This window comes from Citricoccus muralis, from assembly GCF_003386075.1.
Classification (GTDB): domain Bacteria; phylum Actinomycetota; class Actinomycetes; order Actinomycetales; family Micrococcaceae; genus Citricoccus; species Citricoccus muralis.
The window spans coordinates 1,417,109-1,442,695 of the sequence record NZ_QREH01000001.1 but is presented as its reverse complement, the minus strand read 5'-3'; the positions used below and the strand labels follow the sequence as shown (position 1 = coordinate 1,442,695).

Here is a 25,587-nt window from a genome sequence, read left to right as displayed (position 1 = left end):
GTTCCTCCGGTTGTTGGTTGTACTGGCATCGAGCGTGTTCGGGGTTCAGCGGGGTTTCGGTCCGGCGTGCGGCACGGGATGCGGCCTAGCTCAGGGGCGGTGCCGTGAGGACGGTGCCGGGGATGAGCATGTCGGCGTCGCCGCCGATGACGGTGCGGTTGTGGTCATGCCACTGGCGCCATCGGCCGTCCACTTCCAGGTTGGTGGCAGTGGGGCCCAGTTCATGGGCTGCGATGTCCCACAGGCAATCACCGCGGCGCACCGTGACGGTCTTGGCGTCATCCGTGGTGGCCTGGCCCGAGCGGGGTGCACCGGGCGCGGACGGTACCGGGGCCGAGGGTTTCCACGTGGGTGTCGGCAGGTGCTGCTCGTCCGGCAGGGCGGCCGAGGCAGCCGAGAGCCAACCGGGCTGAGGGAGGCTGGTGGGCGTGTACACCGAGGCCGCCCGCGCTGTGGAATCCTGGGCCGCCGGGAGTGGCTCGACGGCGGAACCCGGCGTGGCCCAGGCCCCTGGCGCCAGTAGCAGGTTGATTCCCAGGACTGACGCCGCCACCCGGCGGAGGAAGGCGGGGGAGAGTGTGCTGCCGCAGCGGATGAGACGGAGCGATCTGGTCCGATGACCCAGAGCCACCAAGGTGGTGCCCAGCACGGCCAGGAACCACCATGCGGCGACGACGGCGCCCGCTCCGGCACACAGGGAGGCCACCAGCCGCTCGACGAGAGGCAGGCCCGCGCTGGGCGCAGCCCCTCCCAGCCCGGTGGTGCCGAACCACCACAGCAACGGTCCGGCCATGGAGCACAGCAGGGTCAGGACCAGGTCCTCGCCCCGGAGTGCCGGGCGGCGGTTCTCAGACGATGCACTCACGTTGTGCCCCTTCAGCCACGCGGGCGCCGGACGCCCGTCGTTCTTCCTCGATGGACTAAGGCAACAATAAATGGCGAACGATGTCAATAGGCGGATATTGATGGCGGCTGTGTGCGTTTGATGCAGTTTGATGTCTCATGGTGTTTGGGTCCCGTCGGATTCTGGACCGTTGAGGGACGGCCCGTTCATCCTCTGAGCCTGGTGAGGCCGGTTTACCCGTCTAGGCTGAGGAGATGAGATGGGACGGGCTGTTTGCCGATCTGGAGGCCCAACTGGCCCAGGGGCACTGGCAGGACACAGAGGCAGAGGCGGCCGAGATGACGCGCGGCGAGCGGTCCGCGATCGCCCTGATCGATCGATTGCGCGGTGCGGTGGGGACGCCGCTGGCGCTCGTGCTGGCGGACGGTCAACGGCTGGAGCTGACCCTCTCCACCGTGGGGTCCACCTGGATCGGCGGGACGGACCGGAGCGGGAGCCTGGTGGTGAACCTCGCCGCCGTGTCGGCCATCGACAGCCCTCTGGCCGTGGTGGCCAGGGAACCGTCCCCCGGGCGGCGGCGGCTGGGCATCGGTTCCCTGTATCGGTCGTTGTCCCGTGCCCGCGTGGCTCTGGTGGTCACCGGCCGGGACGGGCAATTGCTCGGGGAGGGGACGATCGACCGGGTGGGGCTGGACCACCTTGACCTGGCGGTCCACCCGCGGGATGAACAGCGGCGCGGGCGCAATGTCCGCGGGCTCAGGGTGATCCCCTTCGACGCCGTCCACCTGGTGCGTTCGGCTCAGGCGTCCTCGGTCTGAGGTGCACCGGCCTTCCGGGCCTCGGCCTTGGCGGCCTGCTGCGCGTAGAGGTCCTCGATGTACTCGTCGAGCTTGACCTGCTCCACCCGCCACTGGCCACGGCCGCCGATCTGGATGGCCGGCAGCTCCCCACTGCGCACCAGCGCACGGGCCTGCGCCATGGAGACCTGGAGCTCCTCGGCGACATCGGTCAGGGTCAGGAAGCGCGGCATGGGTCCTCCGGGTCGAAAGCGGGCATCGGTCGCCTCCATTCTTCCACGCTCACCTTTTGTGCAGGGGTTGTCCACAGCGACGGTCCCGTGCGCTCGGTTCACCCCGTGTAGTTCACAGCGGCGGCCTCGTGCCTTCGGCTCAGCCCATGTTGTCCACACCCTGACATGGGCGGCGCCGGCCTTGGATAAGGTGGTCGGGGATGTCGGCGGCGAATGGGGCTGCCGGACCGGAGAGGGAGGACGCCCGTGGAGGGGACGAACACGGCGGAGGCTCCGCGGCTCACGCGGCCGGGGTGGAAGGATCCCCGGCTGCTGGCCGGGCTCCTACTGGTGCTGTTGTCGGTGGCCGGCATCGTGGCACTAGTGCAGTCTCTGGATCGCTCGGAAGGTTATTGGGCCGCCGGGCAGGACCTGGTTCCGGGCAACGTGGTCGAGACCGACCAGTTGACGGTGGTGCAGGCCAGGTTGGGCGATGCATCCGACGACTACCTCCGTGCAGACGAACCGTTCCCCGAGGACCGCGCAGTGGTGGGCACGGTGCGCCAGGGCGAACTGCTCCCGGCCGGTGCCGTGGCCTTGGTGGACCCGCAGTCCCGGCAGGCGGTGTCCCTGACGGTGGCTGACCCGCTCCCCGAGGGAACGGCCTCCGGAGCCCGGGTGGATGTGTGGATCGCTGCCAAGGACGGCAACCAGGGCTTCAGCGAACCGGAGCTGGTCGCCCCCTCGGCCGAACTGGCCGAGATCACGGAGGCCACCGGATCATTCGGTTCCACGGGCGGGATGAACGTGCAGATCCTCGTGGGTCCGGAGCAACTGCCGCAGGTCCTGGACGCCAAGGGCAACGGCGCGCGCATCAGCGTGGTCCCGTCGCTTGCCGGACAGTAGGAGTGCACGTGCGTAAGGTCTCCGTGGCCACCACCATCATGCCCGGCTTCGACCACGTCTCCGGACTCGAGCGACTGCGCGGGCCCGTCACGGTGATCCGCCGCTGCGAGAGCCTCGCTGAACTGATCTCGATGGCCCGCACTGGTCTGGCCGACGTTGTGCTCGTGGCCGGTGACACCGATCAACTCACCTTGACGTTCATGGAATCCCTGAGTGCCGGAGGTGCGAGTTCCCGGACCGCTGCGGTGGTGGCGCTCAGCGAGGTGGCCGCTGAACGCGACCGCCTCACGGGACTCGGTATCCCGGTGGCCTCCCCGGATCTGGACCCGGAGGAACTGGCCACGCTGCTGGCCGAGACTGCTTTCCAGGATCAGCAACGCCAGCGCGTTACGCCCGGGACCGGGGCACGCGGCCGTGGGCGCCGGGCCGCCCAGGACGGCGCTGACGACTTGACCGAGCCCGAGCACCTGACGACGCCGGCCCGCCCGGCCGACGACGAGCTGCTCGCCCCCGGCACGGGAACCGATCATGCCCAGTCTCTGTCCTTCTCCGTCACCGGGGCTGAAGCCGTCCGGGCCGGCGTGGCAGCGGAGAGCGCAGGACGGGATGGAGCAGGGCGCGATGAAACAGACCGGGGCGACGCCGGCCCGGCTGGCCCGGTCGTGCAGGGCGTCCCGGCGCCGGACCCCGGCGACGAGTCGGATACGAACGTTCCGTCCGATCGGGACGGCGAGCCTGAGCCGCTGGCCCCCGGGGGAGTTGTTACTGAACCCGCGGCACCGCCCCGGGTGACCGCCGTCTGGGGCCCCGCCGGGAGCCCGGGCCGCACCACGGTGGCGGTCAACCTGGCGGTGGAGCTGGCCCTCTCCGGGCGCAGGACCCTGCTGATCGATCTGGACACCTATGCCGCTTCTGCGGCCATTCACCTGGGCCTGCTGGACGAATCCGCGGGCATCGCCCAAGCCTGCCGGACGGCTGACCAGGGAGGGATCTCCCCGGAGGGGGTGGGACGAGCAGCGCTCCGGGCGCGTGTGGCCGGGGCGTCTCTGCAGGTGCTCACGGGCCTGACCCGTGCGGACCGGTGGCCGGAACTGCGCCGCGCCGCCTTGGACGACGTGCTGGCGGCGGCCGCCGCCGGCTGGGACGAAGTCGTGCTGGACTGTGGGTTCTGCCTGGAGGAGGACGAGGAACTGAGCTTCGACATCCCCGCTCCACAGCGCAACGCGGCCACGTTGGCCGGGTTGGCCGCCGCCGACCGCATCCTGGCCGTCGGCACCGGCGACCCGGTGGGGCTGCCCCGGCTCATCCACGGCCTGGACGAGTTGGGCCAGCACGTGGACATCGTGGAGCGAAGCCGGGTCGAGGTGGTCGTCAATCACGTCCGGCCGGATGCATCGGGGGTGGCCCCGCAATCGCAGATCACCGGCGTCCTCGAGCGGTTCGGCGGTTCTTGGACCGTCGGAGGGTTTCTGCCCTGGGATCGCCGGGCCTTGGACCGAGCGCTGCTCGGCGGGCAGGTGTTGGCCGAGGCCGCGCCGAAATCGGCCTTGCGCCGTGCTGTGGCCCGGCTGGCCGGTACGGCTGCCGGAAGCCTTCAGACGGGACCCGCCACGGCCGCCGTCGGACAGGGTCTGCGGACGTTGCTGTGGCGCAGCTGAATCCCGCGCCGCTCCGCAGCGGGCACCCGTCGTTCACGCTTTGACCTGCGGGCCGTTAGGCTCGCCCTAGTGGACCAAGGACGTTCCACTCATCCGGTTGCACCCGGCCCAGGCCCGGTGCCTCCGGTACAGCTGCAGCGATGGAAGAGGACACCCCCAGATGTCGTCGTCAACCCCTTTGTGGACCGATCAGCAGGCCGCCGGCACCCCGGACGCCCCCATCGGTCTCGAGCACCTGGCCCGCGCGTACTTCGAGCATGTCTCGGAGGCGGATTTGGCCGAGCTGGACCCACCAACGCGTGAGAGGCTCGTCGCCACGCACGTGGAGATGGCCGCCAGCCGTGGCACCAGCGAAGCGGTCGTGAGGGTAACCCCCAGCCGGCCACACGGCTTCGTCCAGATCGTGCATGCGGACATGCCCTACCTCGTGGACTCCGTCACGAGTGAGCTGACCCGCCAGGGACACGCCATCCGCATGGTCGCCCATCCGACCGTGATCACCCATCGGGCCAAGGACACCGGGCAGCTGACCGCCGTTCACCGAGTCCCCCTCCAGCAGGGCACCGCCAGCGGTGACACCACGGCAGCGCTCGCCGACCTCGGCCCCTTGGTCGCCGGTGATGGCGCACGCACCGGGGTCGAGTCCTGGATCGGCGTGCAGACCGTCGGTCCGCTGGACGATGAGGAGGCCGCCCGGCTAGAGAAGGGACTCGGCCACGCCCTGGCGGACGTGCGCGCCGCCATCGCCGATGCTGACCGCATGCGCGCGGCCGCCTTCACCGCCGCCCGCACCCTGACGCACGATGCCCCGGCGAACGTGCAGGGCGTGCGCGAGAGCAGTGAGCTGCTGAACTGGATGGAGGACGGCCACTTCACGTTCACCGGCTACCGCGAGTACGTGCTGCACAGTGGGGACAACGGCCAAGTGCTGGTCCCGGTGGAGGACACGGGCCTGGGCATCCTGCGCCGACGGCCCACCACGCCGCCGGCGCCCCTGTCCATCGCCGGTCGCAACCAGATCGAACGTCCCATCCCGCTGATCATCACCAAGGCGAACTCGCGCTCCCGGGTGCAGCGATCCGCCTATATGGACTACGTGGCCGTGAAGACCTACGACCGTGACGGCAAAGTCACGGGTGAACGCCGGTTCGTGGGGTTGTGGGACCCCAAGGCGTACTCGGTGTCACTCGAGGACATCCCGCTGGTGCGGGAGAAGGCAGCAGAGGTGCTGCACCGGTCCGGTTTCCCTCGGGACTCCCACTCCGGCGCCGAACTCCAGCAGATCCTCGAGACCTACCCGCGTGATGAACTGTTCCAGGTGGGCGTGGATGAACTGTGGGAGACCTGCCGGCAGATCCTGCAACTGCAGGAACGCCGCCGCACCAGGCTGTTCCTGAGGCCGGACACCTACGGCCGCTTCATGAACGCCCTCGTCTTCCTGCCCCGCGACCGCTACAACACGGATGTGCGCGGCCGTATCCAGAACGTGCTCCTCGAAGCCCTGGGCGGGGAATCCCTGGACTTCCAGGTCAGACTCACCGAATCCGTGCTGGCACGCCTGTACTTCCGCATCCGGCTGCCGCGCGAGCGCGAACGCGCCGCACCGGTGGACGCCAAGGACCTGGAGGACCGGCTCGTCCGGGCCGTCCGATCCTGGAAGGAGGGGGTGGACGAACAGGCGGTCGAGGCGTTCGGCGCCGATTCCGGCGTGGACGCCGCCCGATTGTGGGACGAGGCTTTTCCGCCCGCCTATCGGGTGGCCTACGAGATCGACAACGCCCTCGAGGACATCGGACGGTTCAACGGGCTTCCGGGCGAGGGTGCGCCCGTGGTGCACATCGTCCCCGAGCACCAGGACGAGCGATCACGGATCGCCGAGGAACGGGTCACGGACCTCACGATCGGGCGGATGAAGGTCTATTCGGACCGGCCACGCACGCTCACCGAGATCTTGCCCGTACTGCATAACCTCGGCCTGTCCGTGCTGGATGAGCGGCCCTTCGAGGTGGAACCCGCAGACGGACGGAAGTTCTACCTCTACGACTTCGGGCTGGGCTACCCGGTGGGCACCGAATCCGAGGCCACAGCCGGGCTGCTTGAGGACGCGGTCGTCGCCGCCACCACCGGCGTCTCCGAGTCCGACGCCCTGGATCGCCTCGTCCTCGCCCACGGCTTGGACTCCCGGACCGTGAGCGTGCTGCGCGCCTACGCGAAGTACCTGCGACTGCTCGGGATGCAGAACTCCTTCGACTTCATGGCGGACGCGCTCTTAGCCCACGAGGCCGTGACGCGTGCCCTGGTCGACTACTTCTTCACCCGTTTCGATCCCACGACCCCCTCGGCCACGGACGACGACGGCCCGAACGCCGGAGAGACCCGTCGCCAGAGCCTGGAGCAGGTCCGTGAACAGGCCGACGAGGCGCTGGAGGACGTCGCCACCCTGGATGCCGAACGCGTGCTGCGGGGCTTCCTGACCGTCATGCAGGCCACCCAGCGCACCAACTTCTTCCAAGGGCATCGGCGCCTCAGCTTCAAGATCGCGACCTCGGAGATCGACTTCGCCCCGCAACCCCGTCCGGCCCGGGAGATCTGGGTGTACGACCCGGAGGTCGAGGGCGTACACCTGCGGTTCGGCCCCATCGCACGCGGCGGGCTGCGCTGGTCGGACCGCCGGGAGGACTTCCGCACCGAGGTCCTTGGACTCGTCAAGGCCCAGCAGGTCAAGAACGCCGTCATCGTCCCCACCGGGGCCAAGGGCGGATTCTTCGCCAAGCGGCTGCCGGACCCGGCGGTGGACCGCGGTGCCTGGATGGAGGCGGGCCGGGAGGCCTACCGGACCTTCATCCGTGGTCTGCTCGACATCACCGACCGGCAGTCGCGCGGCGCCGACCGGACGGTCTTCTCCACCCGGGAACGGATTGTTCGCTATGACGAGGACGACGCCTACCTCGTGGTAGCGGCGGACAAGGGCACGGCATCCTTCTCCGACACCGCCAACGCCCTCTCCGCCGAGTATGGCCACTGGCTGGGTGACGCGTTCGCCTCCGGTGGTTCAGTGGGCTATGACCACAAGGCGATGGGTATCACCGCCCGGGGCGCATGGGAATCGGTCAAGAGCCACTTCGCGTCCCTCGGCCGAGACACCCAGACCGAGGACTTCACCGTCGTCGGGATCGGGGACATGTCCGGCGACGTGTTCGGCAACGGCATGCTGCTGTCCGAGCACATCCGGCTGGTGGCCGCCTTCAACCATCTGCACATCTTCCTGGATCCGACTCCGGACCCGGCCGTATCCTTCGCCGAGCGCCAGCGGCTGTTCGACCTGCCCCGGTCCTCGTGGTCCGACTATGACGCGTCGCTGATCAGCGAGGGCGGGGGCGTGTACGACCGCAATGCCAAGTCGATCCCGGTGAGTGCCCAGGTGCGGGAGTTGCTCGACCTGCCATCGAACACCACCGAGATGAGACCCAACGAGTTGCTCCAGGCCATCCTGAAGGCGCCCGTGGACCTGCTGTACAACGGCGGCATCGGCACCTATGTCAAGGGTGAGACGGAGGTCCACGCTGAGGTCGGGGACCGGGCCAACAATGCGATCCGCATCAATGGCAGTGAGCTGCGTGCGGCCGTGGTGGGGGAGGGAGGAAACCTCGGATTCACCCAGCGGGGCAGGATCGAGGCCAGCCTGTCCGGAGTGCTGATCAACACGGACGCGATCGACAATTCGGCCGGCGTGGACTGTTCCGACCACGAGGTCAACATCAAGATCATGGTGGACCAGCTGGTGTCGACCGGCGCGTTGGACGCAGCAGACCGGTCAGGCCTCCTGGAATCCATGACGGACGAGGTGGCTGAACTGGTCCTGACAACGAACGTCGATCAGAACACCCTGCTACGCAACGACTCGCAGAAGGTCTCCGAATGGCTGCCGAGCTTCGAACGGCACATCCAGTGGCTGGTCGAGCATGCGGACCTGGACCGTGACCTGGAGGACCTGCCCAGTGACGGCGAGCTGAGCGATCGCCTCGAGCAGGGCCAGACCCTGGCGACGCCCGAGTTGGCGGTGCTGGTGGCCTACGCGAAGACGAACCTCTCTGACCAGTTGCTGGACTCGGCCCTGCCGGACGATCCCTGGTACGACCGAGCTCTGGACGCCTATTTTCCCTCCGCACTGCGGGATCGGTATGCGGAGCAGATCCAGCAGCATCCCCTGCGCCGGGAGATCATCGCCACCGTCGTGGCCAACGACGTGGTCAATACCGGCGGCACCACCTTCGTGTTCCGAGCGATGGAGGAGACGGGGGCTGATGCCGCGACCGTGGTCGCCGCCTACTCGGCGATGAAGGAGATCTACGGCTACGGCGACTACTTCGAGTCGATCCGCGCGCTACCCGCCAGCGTGGACGGCGAGGTCAAGGCCCGGGTCTACCTTGATGCGCGCAGGTTGCTCGACCGGGCCGTGCGGTGGCTCGTCAATCACCGTGCCGAGGGTGAGGGCATCGGCGATGTGGTCGAGTACTATGCCGAGCCGCTCCAGTCCCTCGTCGAGGACTTGCCCGACCTGATGCGCGGCCAGGACGCTGAACGCTACGCCGAATGGAGGGACGCCTCCCTGGAGGCAGGCCTGCCCGAGGGCCTCGCCAGACGACGTTCCGTTCTGTTCGAGTCCTTCGGCCTCCTGGACGTGGTCCGCCTGGCGCGGCAGACCGGACGGGAACCGGGGCCCGTGGCGGACATCTTCTTCCGGCTCTACGATCGGTTCGATGTCGAATGGATGTTGAACCTGATCACGGACCTTCCGCGCAGTGGACGCTGGGAGGCCCTGGCACGGGCCGCCATGAGGGATGACCTGTACGCCCTGATCGTCAACGTCACCACGGACGTGCTGGCCGGGAGGAGCAACGTGGGGGCGGGCGACGGGGCAAAGCTGGTCGAGGCATGGGAAGCGGAGAACGCCACCCGGCTGGAGCGGGCCGAGCGCTTCCTGGGAGAGATCCGTGAATCGGGTACGGAGGATCTGGCCTCGCTCTCCGTGGCGTTGCGCCAACTGCGATCGGTGACGGCCCAGTAGAACTGTTCCATGGCCTTGTTCACCGACCCTCTCCACGACGACCCCGATCTGGTGGAGGGCGATGTCGACTGGCTGCACATGGTGGTCGGTGAGTGGCAACTCATCGCGGATCTGGACTTCGCTGACCTGGTGCTGTGGTACCCGGTCGCGGGCTCGGAGGTCACCGGCCGTGGCTTTGTGGCCCTGGCCCAGGCCCGGCCCTTCACCTCACAGACCTCCCTGCACCGGGACATCGTGGGCAGTCGGGTCCGGACCGACCTGAAGTCCCTGGTGGACCAGGCCTGGACCACCAGGGAGCCGACGGCCACGGCGCCCTCGGTGCACGGTCCGGACAGCTCCATGCGGGTGGCGGTGTGGCCCGTGGTCCGCCACCACCGGAGCATCGGGGTGGTCACGGTCCACCAGAACCTGACGGGCCAGCGCACGCCGTCCCGGCTCGAGCTGGTCTACCGGGAGAGCGCCACGCACCTGCTGACCATGCTGTCCCGCGGCCAGTGGCCGGAGACGGACGACGCCGTCAGTGGCTCTCACCGGGGTTCGCCCCGGGTCGGGGATGGTGTACTGCGCCTGACGGCTGAGGGGCTGGTGGACTTCGCCACGCCGAACGCCGTCTCGGCCTTCCGTCGGCTGGGGGAGACCGAGCCTCTGGAGGGACGGTCCCTGGCGAGGATCGTCACGGACCTGCAGGATGAGCGCCGGCCCGTGGACGAGTCCCTGCCGCTGGTCCTGACGGGCAAGGCCGCGGCTCGCGCTGAGCTGGACGTCCGCTCGGTCAATCTCACCCTGCATACGGTGCCGCTGCGCGATGACGCGGGGCGTTTCGGGGCGCTGGTGCTCCTGCGGGACGTCACGGAGCTGCGCCGGCGGGAGCAGCAGCTCATCGGCAAGGACGCCACCATCCGGGAGATCCACCACCGGGTGAAGAACAATCTCCAGACCGTGGGGTCCCTGCTGCGAATGCAGTCGCGGCGGATGCACTCAGAGGAGGCGAAGAAGGGCCTGGAGCAGGCCATGCGCAGGGTGGACACCATCGCGCTGGTCCACGAGACGCTGTCCCGGGGCCTGGATCAACAGGTGGATATGGACTCCCTGCTGGGGCGCCAGTTCCGGCTCGCCGTGGAGGTGGCCGGTGACGGCCGGGAGATCAGCACGGAGTTCCACGGCGGTTTCGGCCAGTTGCCCTCCGAGCTGGCGACTCCCTTGGCCCTGGTGATCAATGAACTCGCCATGAACGCGGTGGAGCACGGGATCGGGCCGGAGGGCGGCCACGTGGGGCTCTCGGCTCGGCGAACGCAGACGCCCTCCGGCGAGCGACTGGAGGTCCGCCTCTGGGACAGCGGGACGGAGGCGGGCGCGGGACGCCAAGGCGAGGAGGCCGGCGTCGTTCCGGCACCGGGGCAGAGCCCCGGACTCGGCCTGCACATCGTCCGCACGCTGGTGGCGGGGGACCTGCGTGGCACCATCGACTGGATGGTGCTGGAGTCCGGTGGCACCGAGGTGGTCATCCAGGCACCGGTCCCGGAGCACTGATCACTGATGGAATGCCGAGCGTTGTGACAGAACAGGCCACAGGCCCTGACCCCACGGGGTCAGGGCCTGTGGCCTGGCTGCGGTGTTTGAGGGGTTCCCGGTCTGGCTTCCGGACTAGGAGGCGCGGCGGGCGCGGGCGGCCCGGCGCTTGAGCGCGCGGCGCTCATCCTCGCTCATACCGCCCCAGACGCCGGAGTCCTGTCCGGACTCGATGGCCCACTGCAGGCACGTGTCGACCACTTCACAGGTGCGGCAGACAGCCTTGGCCTCTTCGATCTGGAGCAGGGCCGGACCCGTGTTCCCCACCGGGAAGAAAAGTTCCGGGTCCTTGTCCAGGCATGCTGCCCGGCTACGCCAATCCATGCTGATCGTTCACTCCTTCGCTGCCGGGCACACGGGTGGCCCCGGCAATACTGTCTCGGGTCATCGGACGGTAGTCCTCAAGCGGGGGCTGATCTGTAGCATCCTGCCGATGGCAACAAAAAAGGGCCGTGGCGACGACCCCCGCTGAACTTCGTGAAATATCTTTTCATGTCGAATACGAGTAAACAAGAGGCCCAGCAGGTTAACTTGCGGTTATCATGCGATGTTGATCACAGCGCTGAACGGGTGCCGTAGACTATTCCGGCCCGCCGTCGCCACTGTCAAGGGTGAGGCCACCAGCCCGCAGCGCAACAGAAAGCCGAATGCCGTGCCCACGTCAGAACCCCAGGCCACCCCCCGGTCATCGACCCCTCGCGAACGTGGGCACCGGCCGCCGACGGTGGTGACGCTGACCGTGCTGTTGCTCCTCCAGGCCCTCGCGGTCCTCGGTGTGGCCGTGGTGTTCGCCCTCGAGATCGGCAGCGGCGTGTTGAACCTGGGCGCACAGATCTTCCTGGTCGTCCTGGTCGCGGCCGCGGGAGTATGGATCGGTGCTGCCGGCCTGAGCCTGTGGGCCGGCAGGGCCTGGGTCCGGGCGGCGGTCGTGGTGATCGAGCTGTTCGCTGTGATCCTGTCCGTCAGCTTCTTCTCCGCCGGGAATGTGACGACCGGGCTGCTATTCCTGGTGCCGGCCGCCGGGATCCTGGTCTTGATGTTCAGCCGGCAGGTCGCCGAGCATCTGGCGGGCCTCCACCGCTGAAGGGCGGCTCCGGGACGAAACATACGGGCCCGGCACCGTCCGAGGACGGGGCAGGGCCCGGGGTCTGTTGAAAAGGTGGCCGTGGGTGCGGCCGGGGTGCATGTCAGTTCACGGCGCCGGTGTACTTCTCGCCCGGACCCTTGCCCGGTGCGTCCGGGAAGGACGAGGCCTCGCGGAACGCCAGCTGCAGCGAACGCAGTCCGTCGCGCAAGGGCCCAGCGTGCTGGCTGCCGATCTCCGGGGCAGCGGAGGTGACCAGGCCGGCCAGCGCGGTGATCAGCTTGCGCGCCTCGTCCAGGTCGATCAGTTCCTCGGCGTTCGGTGTGTCAGCCAGGCCGACCTTCACCGCAGAGGCGGTCATGAGGTGCACGGCCGCGGTGTTGATGAGTTCCACGGCCGGGACCTCATGGATCTCCCGCACCCGATCGTTGACGGGATCGTCCGAGGGGGAGGGATTCTGCTGTTCGTCATTCATGCTGGTAAGCTTGTCACAGACCAGCTGGTCCCGTGCCCCATTTCACTGCAGTACGTGTGTGAGATGGGTGACGAGACCAGCCATCGAAGTGGAGGCCACCTCCCACCCGCGTCAGCAGAACGTCCGCCTCGGCGGACCGAGTTGCCGGGTCACCGGTCGGACGGCCCCGGAAGGGGACCAGTCGGCCGATGGGTCGTCGGATACGTTCGTCGGCCAGGCCTCCGTCTGCGTTGAGCACGGAGGCCTTAGTTGTCTCCGGATCGGCGCAGGGAGCCGCACCGGGATGGCGGCCCCGCATCCACAGCGTCCAGAAACAGGAGTTGCAAGATTAGCGAGCCAAGAATCAACGAACGGATCCGCGTGCCCGAGGTGCGCCTGGTCGGCCCTCAGGGCGAACAGGTGGGAATTGTGCGCATCGAGGATGCGCTGCGTCTAGCCGCCGAGTCCGATCTGGATCTCGTTGAAGTGGCCCCCACGGCCAAGCCGCCGGTCTGCAAGCTCATGGACTTCGGTAAGTGGAAGTACGAGGCCGCTGTCAAGGCCCGTGAGGCCCGGAAGAACCAGACCAACACGATCCTCAAGGAAGTCCGCTTCCGTCTGAAGATCGACAAGCACGACTATGAGACCAAGACCGGTCATGCCCGCAAGTTCCTCACCGCTGGGGACAAGGTCAAGGCCATGATCCAGTTCCGTGGACGTGAGCAGCAGCGCCCTGAGCTGGGCATCCGCCTGCTCCAGAAGTTCGCTGAGGACGTGGCCGATGTCGGCATGGTCGAATCGAGCCCCCGCCAGGACGGCCGCAACATGGTCATGGTGATCGGTCCGCTGAAGAACAAGTCGGAGGCCCGTGCCGAGGCCCGCAAGCACCAGGAGCCGAAGCAGGATCGCGTTGGTTCCCGCCGTGACGTGGCGGCTCGCGAGGCGAAGGAAAAGGTCGCCGGGGACACCTCCTCGGCGCCGCTGTCCAGCACGATGTCGGATGCCATGCCGGAAGAGCTGAAGAAGCTGGCTCAGGCCGGTAGCGAGGCTCCGGTCGCGGAAGCTCCGGAGGCTCCGGTGGAGAAGCCTGCCGACCAGCAGGCTGCCGCTCCGGCCCAGGCTGCTCCGGCAGACAAGCCGGCCGAGAAGCCTGCCGACCAGCAGGCCCCGGCCCAGGCTGCTCCGGCAGACAAGCCGGCCAAGGCAGCTCCGGCCGCCAAGCCGGCGACCGTGAGGCCTGCCGCCGCCAAGCCTGCTGCAGCACCGAAGCCCGCTGCGGCGAAGCCTGCCGCGGCACCCAAGCCTGCGGCGGCCAAGCCCGCCGCGAAGCCGGCACCGGCTCCCAAGCCGGCCATGCCGAAGCCGTCTGCGGCACCCAAGCCCGGTGCAGCGCCGAGGCCCGGCCCCAAGCCGGGCGGAAGCAAGTAGACCAGCACCACCCTTTCGTCACCGGCTTCAGGCTGGTACGGACCAGATCGGCCCCACCTCCGGGAGGGTCCACGTAGCACTGTCCGTCCGATGGGCGGACAGCCAACATGAAGGAGAACGGCAGCCATGCCGAAGATGAAGACCCACAGCGGAGCCAAGAAGCGCTTCCGCGTGACCGGTTCCGGCAAGCTGATGCGTCAGCAGGCCAACCGCCGCCATTACTTGGAGCACAAGCCCTCCACGCTGACCCGCCGTCTGGCCTCCGACCAGTTGGTGTCCAAGGCCAACGTCAAGGTCATCAAGCGGATGCTGGGCATCTGACATTTCCCGTGGCCACCTCGGCCGCATACAGCTAGCCGCCGCGACAGTCGAAGAACGCGGTCGGCATCGATTCTAAGGAGTACGCACGTGGCACGTGTGAAGCGGGCAGTCAACGCCCACAAGAAGCGCCGGGTGGTCTTGGACCGCGCGGCCGGTTACCGCGGACAGCGTTCCCGCCTTTACCGCAAGGCCAAGGAACAGCTGCTGCACTCGTATGTCTACAACTACCAGCACCGCAAGAAGCGCAAGGGCGACTTCCGCCGCCTGTGGATCACCCGTATCAACGCGGCTTCCCGCGCCAACGGCATGACCTACAACCGCTTCATGCAGGGCCTCAAGCTGGCCGGCATCGAGGTGGACCGCCGCATGCTCGCCGAGCTGGCCGTGTCCGACTCTGCCGCGTTCGCCGCCCTGGTGACGGCCTCCCGCGCGGCCCTGCCGGCTGACGTCAACGCCCCGGCAGTCGCGAAGTAAGTACGCGGACCCGATGACGGTGGCGGCCCCTGGGCCGCCACCGAACTCGGAACACCATGAAAGAGCGCCCCGATCAGGACGTGATGACCAACCCCCGGGCAGACCGGGTCAAGAAGGTCGCACGCCTGGCGGGGCGCTCGTCGCGTTCCCGGGAGGGCCTGTTCCTCGCCGAAGGACCGCAGTCCTCCCGGGAAGCGCTGCGGGCGCACCTGGGCATGCTGGGTCCTCGTCCCGAGCATGACGCCGGCCCCGCCCAGGCCGCCGACCGTCAGTCCCCTCGTCCGGAGGGCTACACCCAGTGGATTCCGGGGAGGGTCGTGGAGTCCGTCTACCTCTCCGCCCGGGTGGCAGACCGTGACCCGGAGCTGGCGGGCCTGGTCGGCCGTGCCGCCGACCGGGGCGTGATGGTGCGGTGGGTGAGCGACGAGGTCCTGGACGCCATGGCCGATGCCGTCACCGGGCAGGGCATCATCACCGTCTGTCACATCCCGGACACCGACGCCGCTACCGTCCTCGCCGCCCTGCCGGAACCACGTCTGGCCGCTGTCCTGTGCCGAGTCCAGGACCCCGGCAACGCGGGGACCATCCTGCGGGCGGCGGATGCCTCGGGCGCCGGTGTTGTGGTGCTGACGTCCGGTTCCGTGGACGTGTTCAATCCCAAGGTGGTGCGCTCCACGGCCGGGTCACTGTTCCACGTACCGGTCGTGACTTCGGTGGAGGCCGCCATCGCCGTGACAACGCTCCGCGACCGTGGTCTGGCGGTGCTCGCAGCGGACGGCTACGGGTCCGTGGTGCTGGACCGGCCGCCGTCGGGCCTGCTGTCCGGGCCGACGGCCTGGTTGTTCGGCAACGAGGCCCAAGGCTTGTCCGCCGATGAGCTGGCGTTGGCTGACGAGAGGGTGGCGGTCCCGTTGTACGGGCGGGCCGAATCACTCAACGTGGCCACGGCCGCAACTGTCTGCCTCTACGCCTCGGCCATGGCGCAGCACGCGCCCGACGGCGCCTCGACCTGAGGTGATCCGGGCCGGAACCACGGCCGCAGGTACAACCAGGAGAACACGAAGGGCGCCCCCCTCCTGAGGGGGCGCCCTTCGTGTTCTCGTGGTGATGAGGGCAGGTCAGGCCTCCTTGTGGCTGGTCCGCCGGGTGATGGCCTGCCACGCGAACGCAACGATCACGCCGCCGATGATGGCGAAGATCCACGTTCCGAAGCTCCAGAACTCGTCCATGGCGCCCATACCGAGCAGGCTGGCGATCCAGCCGCCCAGGACGGCACCGATAAGACCGGTGATCAGGGCGGTGAGCCAGCCGCCACCCTGCTTGCCGGGAAGAATGAGCCGGGCGATGACGCCGGCGATGAGTCCGAGGATGATCCAGCTGATGAAGCCCATGTTGTCTACCCCTTCGTGCTCGTGAAGCAGTACGGATACGGAAAGTGTCCGTCCGCGGCGCGCCCCCAGTCCACGGTTGATGGACGGTCAGGAACTGCGCCTGAGCACAACATAGCAAGCCGGGCCGGAAATTCAGGATTTGCGGGACCGAAGCAGGATCAGGGACAACAGGAGGCCGACGCCGGCGAGGGCCGCTCCGGCGCCCGCCGGCACCTGCAGGCCGAGGCCGGCCTGGATCACGGCGGCTCCCACCCAGGCACCCATGGCATTGGCCAGGTTGAGGGCTGAGTGGTTCAGTGCCCCGGACAGTTGGGGTGCCTGCGGGGCGGCGTCGACGAGCAGGACCTGCAGGGACGGGACCAGGGCTGAGGCAGCCATCGCGGCGGCCAGCAACGGCACCAGCGAGAGGATCCACCACTGCGCGGTCAAGCTGAAGCAGGCCAGGGCCACGGCAACGATGGCAAGCATCCACTGCAGGGTCCGCCGTGCTGAGCGGTCGGACAGGGCGCCACCGACCAGGGTGCCCACCACCATGCCGACCCCGTAGAGGGCCATGATGACCGGCACCAGCTGAGGGGCCATTCCACCGACGTCCGTGAAGACGGGGGCGATGTAGGTGTAGAGCGCGAACATTCCCGCGAAGCCGATGATGCCGACCACGATCGCCCGCCAGAGCGCCGGAGATCTCAGGGCCGTGAGCTCACCGCGCACGGAGGCCCCGGGGGGAGCCGGGACGCGGGGTACCAACCAGGCCACGGCGGCCATGGTGGCGGCGCCGAAGAGGCCCGTGACGATGAACATCCACCGCCATCCAGAGTTCTGGCCCAACCAGGTGGCCAACGGAACCCCGATGAGGTTCGCGACGGACAGCCCCGCCATGACCCAGGCGATGGCCTGGCCGCGGCGGGCCGGCCCGGCCAGGTGGGCGGCGGCCAGGGCAGCGGCCGAGAAGTACGCGCCGTGCGGCAGACCGGAGATGAACCGGGCCACGAGCATGGTGGTGAAGTCCGGGGCGAACAGGCTGGCGGCGTGGCCGATGACGAACAGTGCCATCAGCCACAGGGCGGAGGTGCGCCGATCGATACGGGCCATGCCGGCGGCCAGCAGCGGCGCCCCGATGACCACGCCGAGGGCATAGGCCGAGATGAGGATGCCGCCTGCGGGCAGGTCGACGCCCAGGTCTGCCACCGCCTCGGGGAGCAGGCCCATGATGGCGAACTCGGTGGTGCCGATCGCGAAGCCGCCGAGGGCCAGTGCGAGGATGCCCGGGAGGATGGCGCGATGTCCAAGCGGGCCGGAACGCGAAGCGGAAGATGAGGCAGATGACGCGGAAGGCGGGGCGGAGGAAGACGTGGATGGTGAGGTGGAGGAGGGTTCGTCGGCAGCGTTGTTCGGCACTGATCCAGACTACGGTCCCCACGTTCCCATGGCGTGCTTGACGGGCGATTCCCACCGGTGGGGATCGCCCGCACAACGCAGGGGGAGGGTGGGTAGGCTCGGGGGATGAGTGACGTCACCTCGGAGACCCCGGCCGTGCCCTACCACGTGAAGGGTCCGAACGCGGTGTCCCGTCCGGCCTCCCGCCCCGTCTCCCGAACGCCCCGGCCGGTGGTGGGGGCTGCTGTGCTGGACGAGGTGGCTGCCCCGACGGTACTGCTGGCCGCCCGGCGAAGCGCACCGGAGGCCCTGGCGGGCCTGTGGGAGTTTCCGGGCGGCAAGGTGGAGCCGGGGGAGGACTCCCGCTCCGCGCTGGTCCGGGAGGTGCACGAGGAGCTCGGGGTCCACATCCGGCTGGACCGCGAGGTGGCCGCCGACCATCCGGAGGGTTGGCTGCTGGGCAACGGCGCCAGGATGCGGGTGTTCACCGCGGTGATCATCGAGGGCGATCCTCAGCCACTGGAGGATCACGATCTGCTTGAGTGGCGTGCCCTCGACCGGGCCGTGCTGCAGGAGTTGGACTGGATTCCGGCGGACCGGCCCATCGTGGATGCACTGGTGGAGCTCGTGCGCCCCGAGAGCTGAGGCCCTAGAACAGCGCCGGCTGTGGTGCGGGGACCGGTTGGGCAGGGCCCGTGGTCCCGGCCGGAGCCCGGTGGTCACCTGGGCCAGGGCGATGGGCCGCCGGACTCGGTCCGTCCCCGTCCGGACGGGTGAGGCGGTGGGCGCCCTCGTGCAACAGGCCGTGACGCCGGGCTGCATCGGAGGCCCGGCGTCCGAGTGCCTTGCGGTAGGAAGCTGGGGCATAGGAACTGCGGCCGTAGAGCTGGCGGTATCCGTCCAGCAGGTCCGGGTGGTCCTCCTCGATCCACTGCAGGTACCACTGCCGCGCCCCGGGCCGCAGGTGCAGGGCCCCGGCCAGTACGGACTGGGCGCCGGCGCCGGCCAGCGCGGTCATGAGGTCCTCCAACTGGCGGTCGGAATCCGTGAGCCAGGGCAGCAGGGGCATGGCCATGACCGTGACCTGGGCGCCGGCCGAGGACAACTTCTCGATGAGCTTGAGCCGTGCCGCCGGTGTGGGGGTGCCCGGCTCGACCCGGTGGGCGAGGTCTGTGTCCAGCATGGCCAGGGAGACGGAGACCTGCACCGGCACCTGGCGTGAGGCCGAGGCCAGCAGGTCCAGGTCCCGCCCCAGGAGGGTGCCCTTGGTCAGGATGGAGAAGGGGGTGCCCGCATCTGCCAGGGCCGTGATGATGCCGGGCATGAGCCGGTACCGGCCCTCGGCCCGTTGGTAGGGGTCCGTGTTGGTGCCCAGGGCCACCAGCTCGCGGTTCCAGCTGGGGCGTGCCAACTCCCGCCGGAGGATCTCGGGGGTGTTCACCTTGACGACGATCTGCTGATCGAAATCGGTGCCCGCGTTGAAGTCCAGGTACTCGTGGGTGTTGCGTGCGTAGCAGTACCGGCACGCATGGGTGCAGCCCCGGTAGGGATTGACGGTCCAGCGGAAGGGCATGGGGGAGGAGTCCGGGACCTTGTTCAGGGCCGACTTGGCCACGACCTCGTGGAAGGTGGTATCCGCGAACTCCGGCGTGGTGATGGAACGCTGCAGGCCGGAGAGCGGGAGCAGGGCGGCCGGTGCGGCTGGAGTGCCGCCGTCGCCTTGCTCGATCCCGTCCCCGGCCTGCAGAGTCTGCGCTTCCCATCGCATGCTTCGATTAGAACACATGTACTAACGGTAGTGCAAGGGGGCGATACGCTGAAGCCATGACCGGTCCCGGCCCCGCCACCGCAGCCCACCACGTCCCTGGCCTCGCACCCCTCCTGCTCACCGGCTTTGAGCCCTTCGCGGGGGATGGGCACAATCCCTCCTGGCCCGCGGCGCAAGAGGCGGCCCGGCGACTCCGGGCCCGCGGATTCGAGGCGATCGCCGTGAGGCTGCCCTGTTCTTTCGCCGGATCCACCGGGGCCCTGGAGCGGGCACTGGCGGAGCACCGCCCCGGGACCGTCATCGCCTGCGGCCTCGCCGGCGGCCGGACGCGGGTGGCCGTGGAGAGGGTGGCCGTCAACCTTCAGGATGCCCGGATCCCGGACAACGCCGGTGCCCAGCCGGCAGGGCAGGCCGTGGACGACGCCGGCCCCGCCGCCTATTTCTCCACCCTGCCGGTCAAGCGCATCGTCGCCGCGCTGCGCGAGGCCGAGATCCCGGCCGAGCTGTCCCTGAGCGCGGGCAGCTTCGTCTGCAACCACGTCTTCTACGCGCTGATGGCCCGGGCCGAAACCAGTTCCGTGCGAACCGCCGGGTTCATCCACGTGCCGTGGGACGAGAACGCGCCGCCAAGAACTGCAGGGGCGGGCGCGCACGACGGTGATGGGGCCCGTCCGGAAGCATGGCCGACCGTGCCGGGAACCCGGCTGGCCGAGGCGCTCGTGATCGCCGCGCTGGAAGCGGCGCGGCCGGCGTCGGACCTCGACGAGCCAGATGGCTCGCTGTACTGACGGCCGTCCGGCCGTCATCGCTGTACTGTCCGTCCTCGTTGGACGCGCCGCGTGACGGCAGCGGCGCGGTTCGGACCCCCGGGACGCAGACGTGGGCCACAGGCTAGGCCGGGTCCGCACCTGCCTGTCGAGCTCCGGGTGGCCGCGCCGAAGACCGGGCGGCCAGCAAGCCCGCGGTGGTGAAGGCCAGGGTGGCGGCAAGGACCAGCAGGACCGGTGCCGTCCAGCCGTCGGTGGCGGTGTGGAGCCAGCCGGCGAACGGCGGGGCGATCGTGGCGGCCAGGTAGCCGCCCGTCTGGACGAAGGCTGAGCCGGAGGCGGCCTCGGAATCGTTGCCGGCCATCCGGGCGATGATCGAGAAGATGGCCGTGAAACCGCCGCCCTGCGCCACGCCACCGGTGAGTGACCACAGCACGTAGGCGTCGGGCGCCAGCAGCAGACCGAGCGGCAGGGACAGCCACAGGACCGCCACCACGGCCATGGGGACCCAGGGCCTCGTCCGGGCCGCCAGGAGCGGAACGCCCAGGGCGCCCACGATGGCGGCGACCTGGAACAGGGACGCTGTGGCACCGGACCCCGCCGTGTCCAGACCCTGGGAGTCCGCCAGGATCGAGGGCAACCAGGTGGTGGTCGTGAAGTAGCCGGCCGACTGGCCGCTGAAGGCGATGACCAGCAGCCACATGACGCGGCGGAACTGCGGCGCCTGCCGACCACCGGCACGTCGAGCCGTCGGAACTTTCTGCTCGGAGGCCGGGACAGTCTCGGAGGAGCTCAACTGTCCGTCCGGAGCCTCCCGCAGGCGCCGCCGGGCCAGGGCCAGCCAATAGGTCATCCCGACGACGGCGAGCACGCCCCACAGCGCGAGGGCCCAGCGCCAGCCGACGGCGGCGGCCAGGGGACCGGTGCCGAGCAGGGTGGCCATGGAGCCCACGTTCATGCCGGCGGAATACAGTCCCGTCGCCAGGGAGACCCGGTCCCACGGAACCTCCCGGCGGATGATGACCGGCACCACGATGTTTCCCAGGGTCAGCGAGAGGCCGATGACGGCGGTGCCGGCCAGGACCATCCACGCCGGCCCGGCGGAGCGCAGCAGGGTGCCGGCCAGCACTCCCGCCAGACAGGCGAACACCGTGGCCTCGGAACCCCACCGTCTGATGGTCCGGGTGGCCAAGGGGGTCGCCAGGGCGAAGAGCAGGATCGGCAGTCCGGTCAGCAGCCCCGCCCCGACGGCATCCAGTCCGGTTTCGGCCTGGATGTCACCGAGAACGGCCGTGGGAGCGATGATCGGGGCTCGGAGGTTGAGAGCGAGGATGACGATGCCGACGATGATCCACGGCAGGATCGGGCTGGCTACGGGTGGGCGGCGCGTGGTGACTCCCAACGGAGAGTGGAGGGGAAGATCAGGGAAGAACGGGAATCAAGGACCGGAATCAAGAACAAGAACCGGACCGAATCCGGAACGTGTCGATCTTAGAGATTGCGCGGATAGGCGGTCACCGCCACTGGTACTGCTTGACAGGACGGTCGTCCCATCGAAGGCGGATCCAGGATTCTTTGAGTAGCCGACGGAGCACGATGATGGCGTTGGCCAGGTGGGCCCAGGCCTGCTGGGCTTTCTCGCCGCGGTCGAGAACGACCTGGAGCAGTCCGAACCCCCGAGTGTGCCAGGAGTTGGTCCGCTCGATCATCCAACGGCGGGTGTGGTTGATTTTGATGTAGGTGCCCTTCGGGGAGATTTTCCAGTGGCACCCCAGCTCAGTGAGTAGGTCCCGGGTGACGTACGAGTCGTAGCCGGCATCGAGATCGACCCGGATCGTCTCGGGTAGGTGGAAGCCGAACCGGGACAACCGCTCCAGGGTCGGGCGCAGCAACGGCGAGTCGTGTCGGTTGGCCCCGGCGAGCACGACGCCGATCGGCAGGCCGTGGCCCTCGCAGAGCACGGAGCGTTTCTGCCCGGACTTGCCCCGGTCGATCGGATTCCGGCCGGTGTTGTCCCCGCCGCAGGGGGCTTTGACGCAGCACCCATCCACGCTCAGATGCTCAAGGTCCAGGCCGATGAGCCAGTCGAAGGTCTGTAGGACGGCCTGTTCCAGGGCGGCGAAGACGCCGTGGCGGATCCACTCGTCGCGTCGCTCGCGCAGGGTGGTGGCCGAGACGTTCTTGTCGGCGTGCTTGGTGTAGGCCCCGCCGAGGACGAGCCGGGTGACGAGCTTGTCGAACACGATCCGGTCATCGATCTTGGGTCGGTGGCATCCGAGCGGGTGGAAGGCTGCAGCGGGTGGTAGCAGTGCTTCGAACTGGCACCACAGGGGTTCGATGATTGAGGATGGAAGTGCTGGCACGGGTCGGGGTCCTTCGCCTCGAATGGATAGGTCGCACTTCCATCGAAACGAACCCCCGCCCGTGCCGGCCCGTAGCGACACGCCCGCCCGCAGGATCCGGGTCACACCCGCCTATCCGCGCAATCTCTTAGTCAACAGACAGCGACGCCGGCCCCCCCGGCGGCCTACGTCAGCTGGCGTGAATCGGCTCCGAGCGGTGCCGATGGAAGGGGGAGCGACGTTGACCACGATCATGACTTGGAGCATGTCAGGGGAGACTCCCGTGGAATAGAAAGACCGTCAGCGGTGGTTGTCCCTGACGTATGCACCTGCTTCTGCCAGGGTGTGCTTCCGCCAACGTGAGGAACTTCGACAATTGTCTGTGCCCTTGAGCATTCTCGACCTGGTCTCCATCTCCGAGGGATCCACAGCCCGGGACGGTATCGCCGCCTCGATGGAATCGGCCCGCATCGCTGATCGACTGGGCTTTCACCGGATCTGGTTCGCGGAGCACCACAACACCCCCAATCTGGCGTCCAGTGCCACCGCACTGCTGGTCTCCCAGGCTGCCTCGGTCACCGAACGGATTCGTCTGGGCTCCGGCGGAGTCATGCTGCCCAACCATGCCCCGTTGATGGTGGCCGAACAGTATGGGACCCTGGCGAACATCCATGGGGACCGGATCGACTTGGGCCTGGGGCGTGCACCGGGAACGGACATGATGACCGCCCAGGCCTTGAGCCGCTCCTCAGCCGAGCCGCAGGCCTTTGCCCAGAGCATCTACGATCTGCAGGGCTGGTTCAGCGAAGCCGGAACCGCCCACAGCGTACCGATCGAGTCCGCCGTATCCGCTGGGACCGAGGTGCCCATCTGGGTCCTCGGCTCGACCGTCAATGGAGCGTCCATCGCCGGCCAGCTGGGCCTGCCGTTCTCCCTGGCCTCGCATTTCGCCCCCGACCAGATCGATCAGGCCATCCAGGTGTACCGGGACGCCTTCACGGCCGATGCCCCCACCGCGCAGATCGACGAGCCCTACGTGATGGCGGGCATCAACGTGATGGTGGCCGCCACCGACCAGGAGGCAGCACGGGAACACACGGTGCTCGAGCAGATGTTCCTGGACATCCAGCGCGGGCAGCGCCGCAAGATCCAACCGCCCGTGGACCCGGATACCATTGCCGGTCCTGGCGGAGAGGGCAACCCGATGCTGCAGATCAAGGCCGTCGGTGCCCCCTCGACGGTGAAGGCCCAGCTGGAGGAATTCGTGGAGCGCACCGGTGCCGATGAGCTCATCACCGTCACCTATGCCTTCGACCCTGCCGTGCGGGACCGCTCTCTGGAACTACTGGCCGAAGCCTGGCTCTGAGTCCCACGGGACACGGCGGACCGGCACCGGCCGACCCGCAACCTACGGCCTCCGTGGCCACCGGACCGGGCGCTCGCAGTAGCCGCCGGCCACCAGGCCGGCATGGCGCTCGAAGGGATTGCGGGAAGCCGGATCGCCGGTGCGCAGCACGGACCAGCCGGCTGCGGTGAAGTACAGCACCAGGAACGGCAGGCCCAGGCACCACGCGTACTGGGTGGCGTGCCGTGACTCGTGCTCCAGCAGCCGGGCCGTCGGAGCGGTGTGGGGCCGGAACAGGACCATGTTGCCCACGGTGAAGGCGCCGCCGTCGGGAAAGGCCCACCGATAGCCGAACGCAAGGACCAGTCCTTCCGGGCCCCTCTGGATCCGGCAACCGGAAGCCAGGGCCAGTACGAGTCCCAGGGGTGTGGTCAGGTTGGCGGCGTTGCACAGTTGTCGCAGTCGCAGCCGGGCGGACAAACGGGAGGACGGAGACGGCGAACTCGGCGTGTTCGGCCGGGAGGACGCAACGGTGGGCATGACAGCAAGCCTAGGACGCCGGTGTGCGGCGGTCCTCGGACGACTACTAGACTGGCCGAGGCCTCCTGCCGGGTGCGGGTGGTCAGGGACCAGCCCCACCTCAGTGCCAGATCCGAACCTCAGAACATGAAGGTCGTTGCCCGCCATGACGGAAACCCCCCAGGACCGGGCCGGAACCCCGGTCGACACGGTCGAACAGCCGGAGATCTCCCCGGCGGACGAAGCCGCGGTGCACGCCGCCGTCGAGCAGGCCCTGGCGGCCTTTGCCGCCGCCGCCGATCTCGAGGAGCTCAAGGCGGCCCGGCTGGCCCATACGGGGGAGAAGGCGCCACTGACGCTGGCGAACCGGGGGATCGGTCAGCTGCCCAAGGACCAGAAGGCCGTGGCCGGCAAGCTCATGGGCGGGGCCCGCAAGTCCATGGAGCGGGCGCTCGCAGCCCGCACGGAGGTCCTTGAGGCCGAGCACGCCGCCCGCATGCTCGTCGAGGAGACCGTGGACGTCACCACGGCGGTGCGCCGCCGGCGCGTGGGTGCCCGGCACCCGCTGTCCGTGCTGCAGGAGCGCGTCTCGGACATCTTCATCGGCATGGGCTGGGAGATTGCCGAGGGACCCGAACTCGAATCCGAGTGGTACAACTTCGATGCGCTGAACTTCAAGCCGGACCACCCGGCCCGCGAGATGCAGGACACCTTCTTCGTGGACCCCGCCCAGTCCCACCTCCTGCTGCGGACGCAGACTTCGCCCGTGCAGATGCGTGCCATGCTCGAACGTGGCGTCCCCGTGTACGTGCTCTCGCCCGGCCGGACCTTCCGCACCGATGAGCTGGACGCCACCCACACCCCGGTCTTCCACCAGTTCGAGGGCCTGGCCGTGGACAAGGGTCTGACCATGGCGGACCTGCGCGGCACCCTCGAGTACTTCGCCCGTCAGATGTTCGGCCCCGAGGCCACGATCCGGCTGCGCTCCAATTTCTTCCCGTTCACCGAGCCCAGCGCGGAGATGGACATCTGGCACCCCGGCGCCAAGGGCGGCCCGCAGTGGATCGAATGGGGCGGCTGCGGCATGGTGCACCCGAATGTGCTGCGTGCCGCCGGACTGGACCCGGAGGTCTACTCCGGTTTCGCCTTCGGCATGGGCGTGGAACGCACCCTGATGTTCCGCAATGAGGTCCTCGACATGCGAGACATGATCGAGGGCGACGTCCGCTTCTCCCAGCACTTCGGAATGGAGATCTGATCACC

General features: G+C 68.7%; 24 protein-coding genes. 14 read left to right on the top strand and 10 right to left on the bottom strand.

Going from position 1 to position 25,587, the window contains the following annotated elements; translation table 11 throughout:
* Positions 1–85: 85 nt before the first annotated feature.
* Positions 86–865, bottom strand: coding sequence for a LysM peptidoglycan-binding domain-containing protein (locus C8E99_RS06340; protein WP_115931577.1), 780 nt, complete (start codon positions 863–865; stop codon positions 86–88).
* A gap of 233 nt (positions 866–1,098) precedes the next feature.
* Between C8E99_RS06340 and C8E99_RS06335 the strand changes: the two genes are divergently transcribed.
* Entirely contained in the window at positions 1,099–1,662 is a 564-nt protein-coding gene (locus tag C8E99_RS06335; protein WP_115931576.1) for a hypothetical protein, read from the top strand.
* Here the strand turns inward: C8E99_RS06335 and C8E99_RS06330 are convergent.
* Positions 1,644–1,874 (bottom strand): helix-turn-helix domain-containing protein, encoded by a 231-nt coding sequence (locus tag C8E99_RS06330; protein WP_115931575.1) that lies wholly within the window; start codon positions 1,872–1,874, stop codon positions 1,644–1,646. The two genes, C8E99_RS06335 and C8E99_RS06330, sit on opposite strands and share 19 nt — an antisense overlap.
* A 246-nt stretch (positions 1,875–2,120) precedes the next feature.
* On the opposite strand from C8E99_RS06330, the gene C8E99_RS06325 reads away from it, so the two are divergent.
* From C8E99_RS06325 to C8E99_RS06310, 4 genes are all read left to right on the top strand, one after another.
* Positions 2,121–2,759: a flagellar biosynthesis protein FlgA gene (locus C8E99_RS06325; RefSeq protein WP_115931574.1), complete on the top strand. Its 639-nt coding sequence runs from the start codon at positions 2,121–2,123 to the stop codon at positions 2,757–2,759.
* Positions 2,760–2,767: 8 nt separating this feature from the next.
* Complete coding sequence (locus C8E99_RS06320; RefSeq protein ID WP_245952115.1) at positions 2,768–4,417, top strand: CpaE/TadZ family protein; 1,650 nt, start codon at positions 2,768–2,770, stop codon at positions 4,415–4,417.
* A 160-nt stretch (positions 4,418–4,577) separates the two neighbouring features.
* The gene (locus C8E99_RS06315) at positions 4,578–9,485 is read left to right on the top strand and encodes an NAD-glutamate dehydrogenase (RefSeq protein WP_115931573.1); all 4,908 of its coding nucleotides are present in this window, start codon (positions 4,578–4,580) and stop codon (positions 9,483–9,485) included.
* Positions 9,486–9,494: 9 nt separating this feature from the next.
* Positions 9,495–11,015, top strand: coding sequence for a sensor histidine kinase (locus C8E99_RS06310; RefSeq protein ID WP_115931572.1), 1,521 nt, complete (start codon positions 9,495–9,497; stop codon positions 11,013–11,015).
* 114 nt (positions 11,016–11,129) lie between these two features.
* Here C8E99_RS06310 and C8E99_RS06305 read toward each other — a convergent pair whose 3' ends face one another.
* Positions 11,130–11,378, bottom strand: a complete 249-nt coding sequence (locus tag C8E99_RS06305; RefSeq protein WP_010144519.1) for a WhiB family transcriptional regulator — start codon at positions 11,376–11,378, stop codon at positions 11,130–11,132.
* Between the two features lie 328 nt (positions 11,379–11,706).
* Here C8E99_RS06305 and C8E99_RS06300 point away from each other — a divergent pair, with 328 nt between their 5' ends.
* Entirely contained in the window at positions 11,707–12,138 is a 432-nt protein-coding gene (locus tag C8E99_RS06300) for a hypothetical protein (RefSeq protein WP_147301185.1), read from the top strand.
* Positions 12,139–12,241: 103 nt separating this feature from the next.
* Here C8E99_RS06300 and C8E99_RS06295 read toward each other — a convergent pair whose 3' ends face one another.
* The gene (locus C8E99_RS06295; protein WP_115931570.1) at positions 12,242–12,613 is read right to left on the bottom strand and encodes a DUF1844 domain-containing protein; all 372 of its coding nucleotides are present in this window, start codon (positions 12,611–12,613) and stop codon (positions 12,242–12,244) included.
* Between the two features lie 360 nt (positions 12,614–12,973).
* On the opposite strand from C8E99_RS06295, the gene infC reads away from it, so the two are divergent.
* From infC to C8E99_RS06275, 4 genes are all read left to right on the top strand, one after another.
* Positions 12,974–14,020 (top strand): translation initiation factor IF-3, encoded by a 1,047-nt coding sequence (gene infC / locus C8E99_RS06290; protein WP_245952114.1) that lies wholly within the window; start codon positions 12,974–12,976, stop codon positions 14,018–14,020.
* Between the two features lie 126 nt (positions 14,021–14,146).
* Positions 14,147–14,341, top strand: a complete 195-nt coding sequence (rpmI, locus tag C8E99_RS06285; RefSeq protein WP_115931569.1) for a 50S ribosomal protein L35 — start codon at positions 14,147–14,149, stop codon at positions 14,339–14,341.
* An 87-nt stretch (positions 14,342–14,428) separates the two neighbouring features.
* A complete protein-coding gene (gene rplT / locus C8E99_RS06280) occupies positions 14,429–14,815 on the top strand; it encodes a 50S ribosomal protein L20 (protein WP_115931568.1) in 387 nt (128 codons plus the stop codon).
* Between the two features lie 56 nt (positions 14,816–14,871).
* Positions 14,872–15,828 carry a TrmH family RNA methyltransferase gene (locus C8E99_RS06275; protein ID WP_115931567.1) on the top strand — a complete coding sequence of 319 codons (957 nt, stop codon included), beginning with the start codon at positions 14,872–14,874 and terminating at the stop codon, positions 15,826–15,828.
* Between the two features lie 105 nt (positions 15,829–15,933).
* Here C8E99_RS06275 and C8E99_RS06270 read toward each other — a convergent pair whose 3' ends face one another.
* Complete coding sequence (locus tag C8E99_RS06270; RefSeq protein WP_115931566.1) at positions 15,934–16,206, bottom strand: GlsB/YeaQ/YmgE family stress response membrane protein; 273 nt, start codon at positions 16,204–16,206, stop codon at positions 15,934–15,936.
* 132 nt (positions 16,207–16,338) lie between these two features.
* Positions 16,339–17,604: an MFS transporter gene (locus C8E99_RS06265; RefSeq protein WP_115931565.1), complete on the bottom strand. Its 1,266-nt coding sequence runs from the start codon at positions 17,602–17,604 to the stop codon at positions 16,339–16,341.
* A 105-nt stretch (positions 17,605–17,709) separates the two neighbouring features.
* On the opposite strand from C8E99_RS06265, the gene C8E99_RS06260 reads away from it, so the two are divergent.
* On the top strand, positions 17,710–18,228 hold the full coding sequence (locus tag C8E99_RS06260) for a (deoxy)nucleoside triphosphate pyrophosphohydrolase (protein ID WP_115931564.1): 519 nt from the start codon (positions 17,710–17,712) through the stop codon (positions 18,226–18,228).
* Positions 18,229–18,232: 4 nt separating this feature from the next.
* Here the strand turns inward: C8E99_RS06260 and C8E99_RS06255 are convergent, their stop codons facing one another.
* Complete coding sequence (locus C8E99_RS06255; protein ID WP_115931563.1) at positions 18,233–19,351, bottom strand: Rv2578c family radical SAM protein; 1,119 nt, start codon at positions 19,349–19,351, stop codon at positions 18,233–18,235.
* A gap of 56 nt (positions 19,352–19,407) precedes the next feature.
* On the opposite strand from C8E99_RS06255, the gene pcp reads away from it, so the two are divergent.
* Complete coding sequence (gene pcp, locus C8E99_RS06250; RefSeq protein ID WP_115931562.1) at positions 19,408–20,139, top strand: pyroglutamyl-peptidase I; 732 nt, start codon at positions 19,408–19,410, stop codon at positions 20,137–20,139.
* Between the two features lie 103 nt (positions 20,140–20,242).
* Here pcp and C8E99_RS06245 read toward each other — a convergent pair whose 3' ends face one another.
* Both C8E99_RS06245 and C8E99_RS06240 read right to left on the bottom strand, forming a co-directional pair.
* On the bottom strand, positions 20,243–21,520 hold the full coding sequence (locus C8E99_RS06245) for an MFS transporter (RefSeq protein WP_245952113.1): 1,278 nt from the start codon (positions 21,518–21,520) through the stop codon (positions 20,243–20,245).
* 112 nt (positions 21,521–21,632) lie between these two features.
* On the bottom strand, positions 21,633–22,481 hold the full coding sequence (locus C8E99_RS06240) for an IS5 family transposase (RefSeq protein WP_115930614.1): 849 nt from the start codon (positions 22,479–22,481) through the stop codon (positions 21,633–21,635).
* A 355-nt stretch (positions 22,482–22,836) separates the two neighbouring features.
* Here C8E99_RS06240 and C8E99_RS06235 point away from each other — a divergent pair, with 355 nt between their 5' ends.
* Positions 22,837–23,826, top strand: coding sequence for an LLM class flavin-dependent oxidoreductase (locus C8E99_RS06235; RefSeq protein WP_115931561.1), 990 nt, complete (start codon positions 22,837–22,839; stop codon positions 23,824–23,826).
* A 42-nt stretch (positions 23,827–23,868) separates the two neighbouring features.
* Here the strand turns inward: C8E99_RS06235 and C8E99_RS06230 are convergent, their stop codons facing one another.
* Positions 23,869–24,345, bottom strand: a complete 477-nt coding sequence (locus C8E99_RS06230) for a hypothetical protein (protein ID WP_245952112.1) — start codon at positions 24,343–24,345, stop codon at positions 23,869–23,871.
* A gap of 145 nt (positions 24,346–24,490) precedes the next feature.
* Here C8E99_RS06230 and pheS point away from each other — a divergent pair, with 145 nt between their 5' ends.
* On the top strand, positions 24,491–25,582 hold the full coding sequence (pheS, locus tag C8E99_RS06225; RefSeq protein WP_245952111.1) for a phenylalanine--tRNA ligase subunit alpha: 1,092 nt from the start codon (positions 24,491–24,493) through the stop codon (positions 25,580–25,582).
* Positions 25,583–25,587 lie beyond the last annotated feature (5 nt).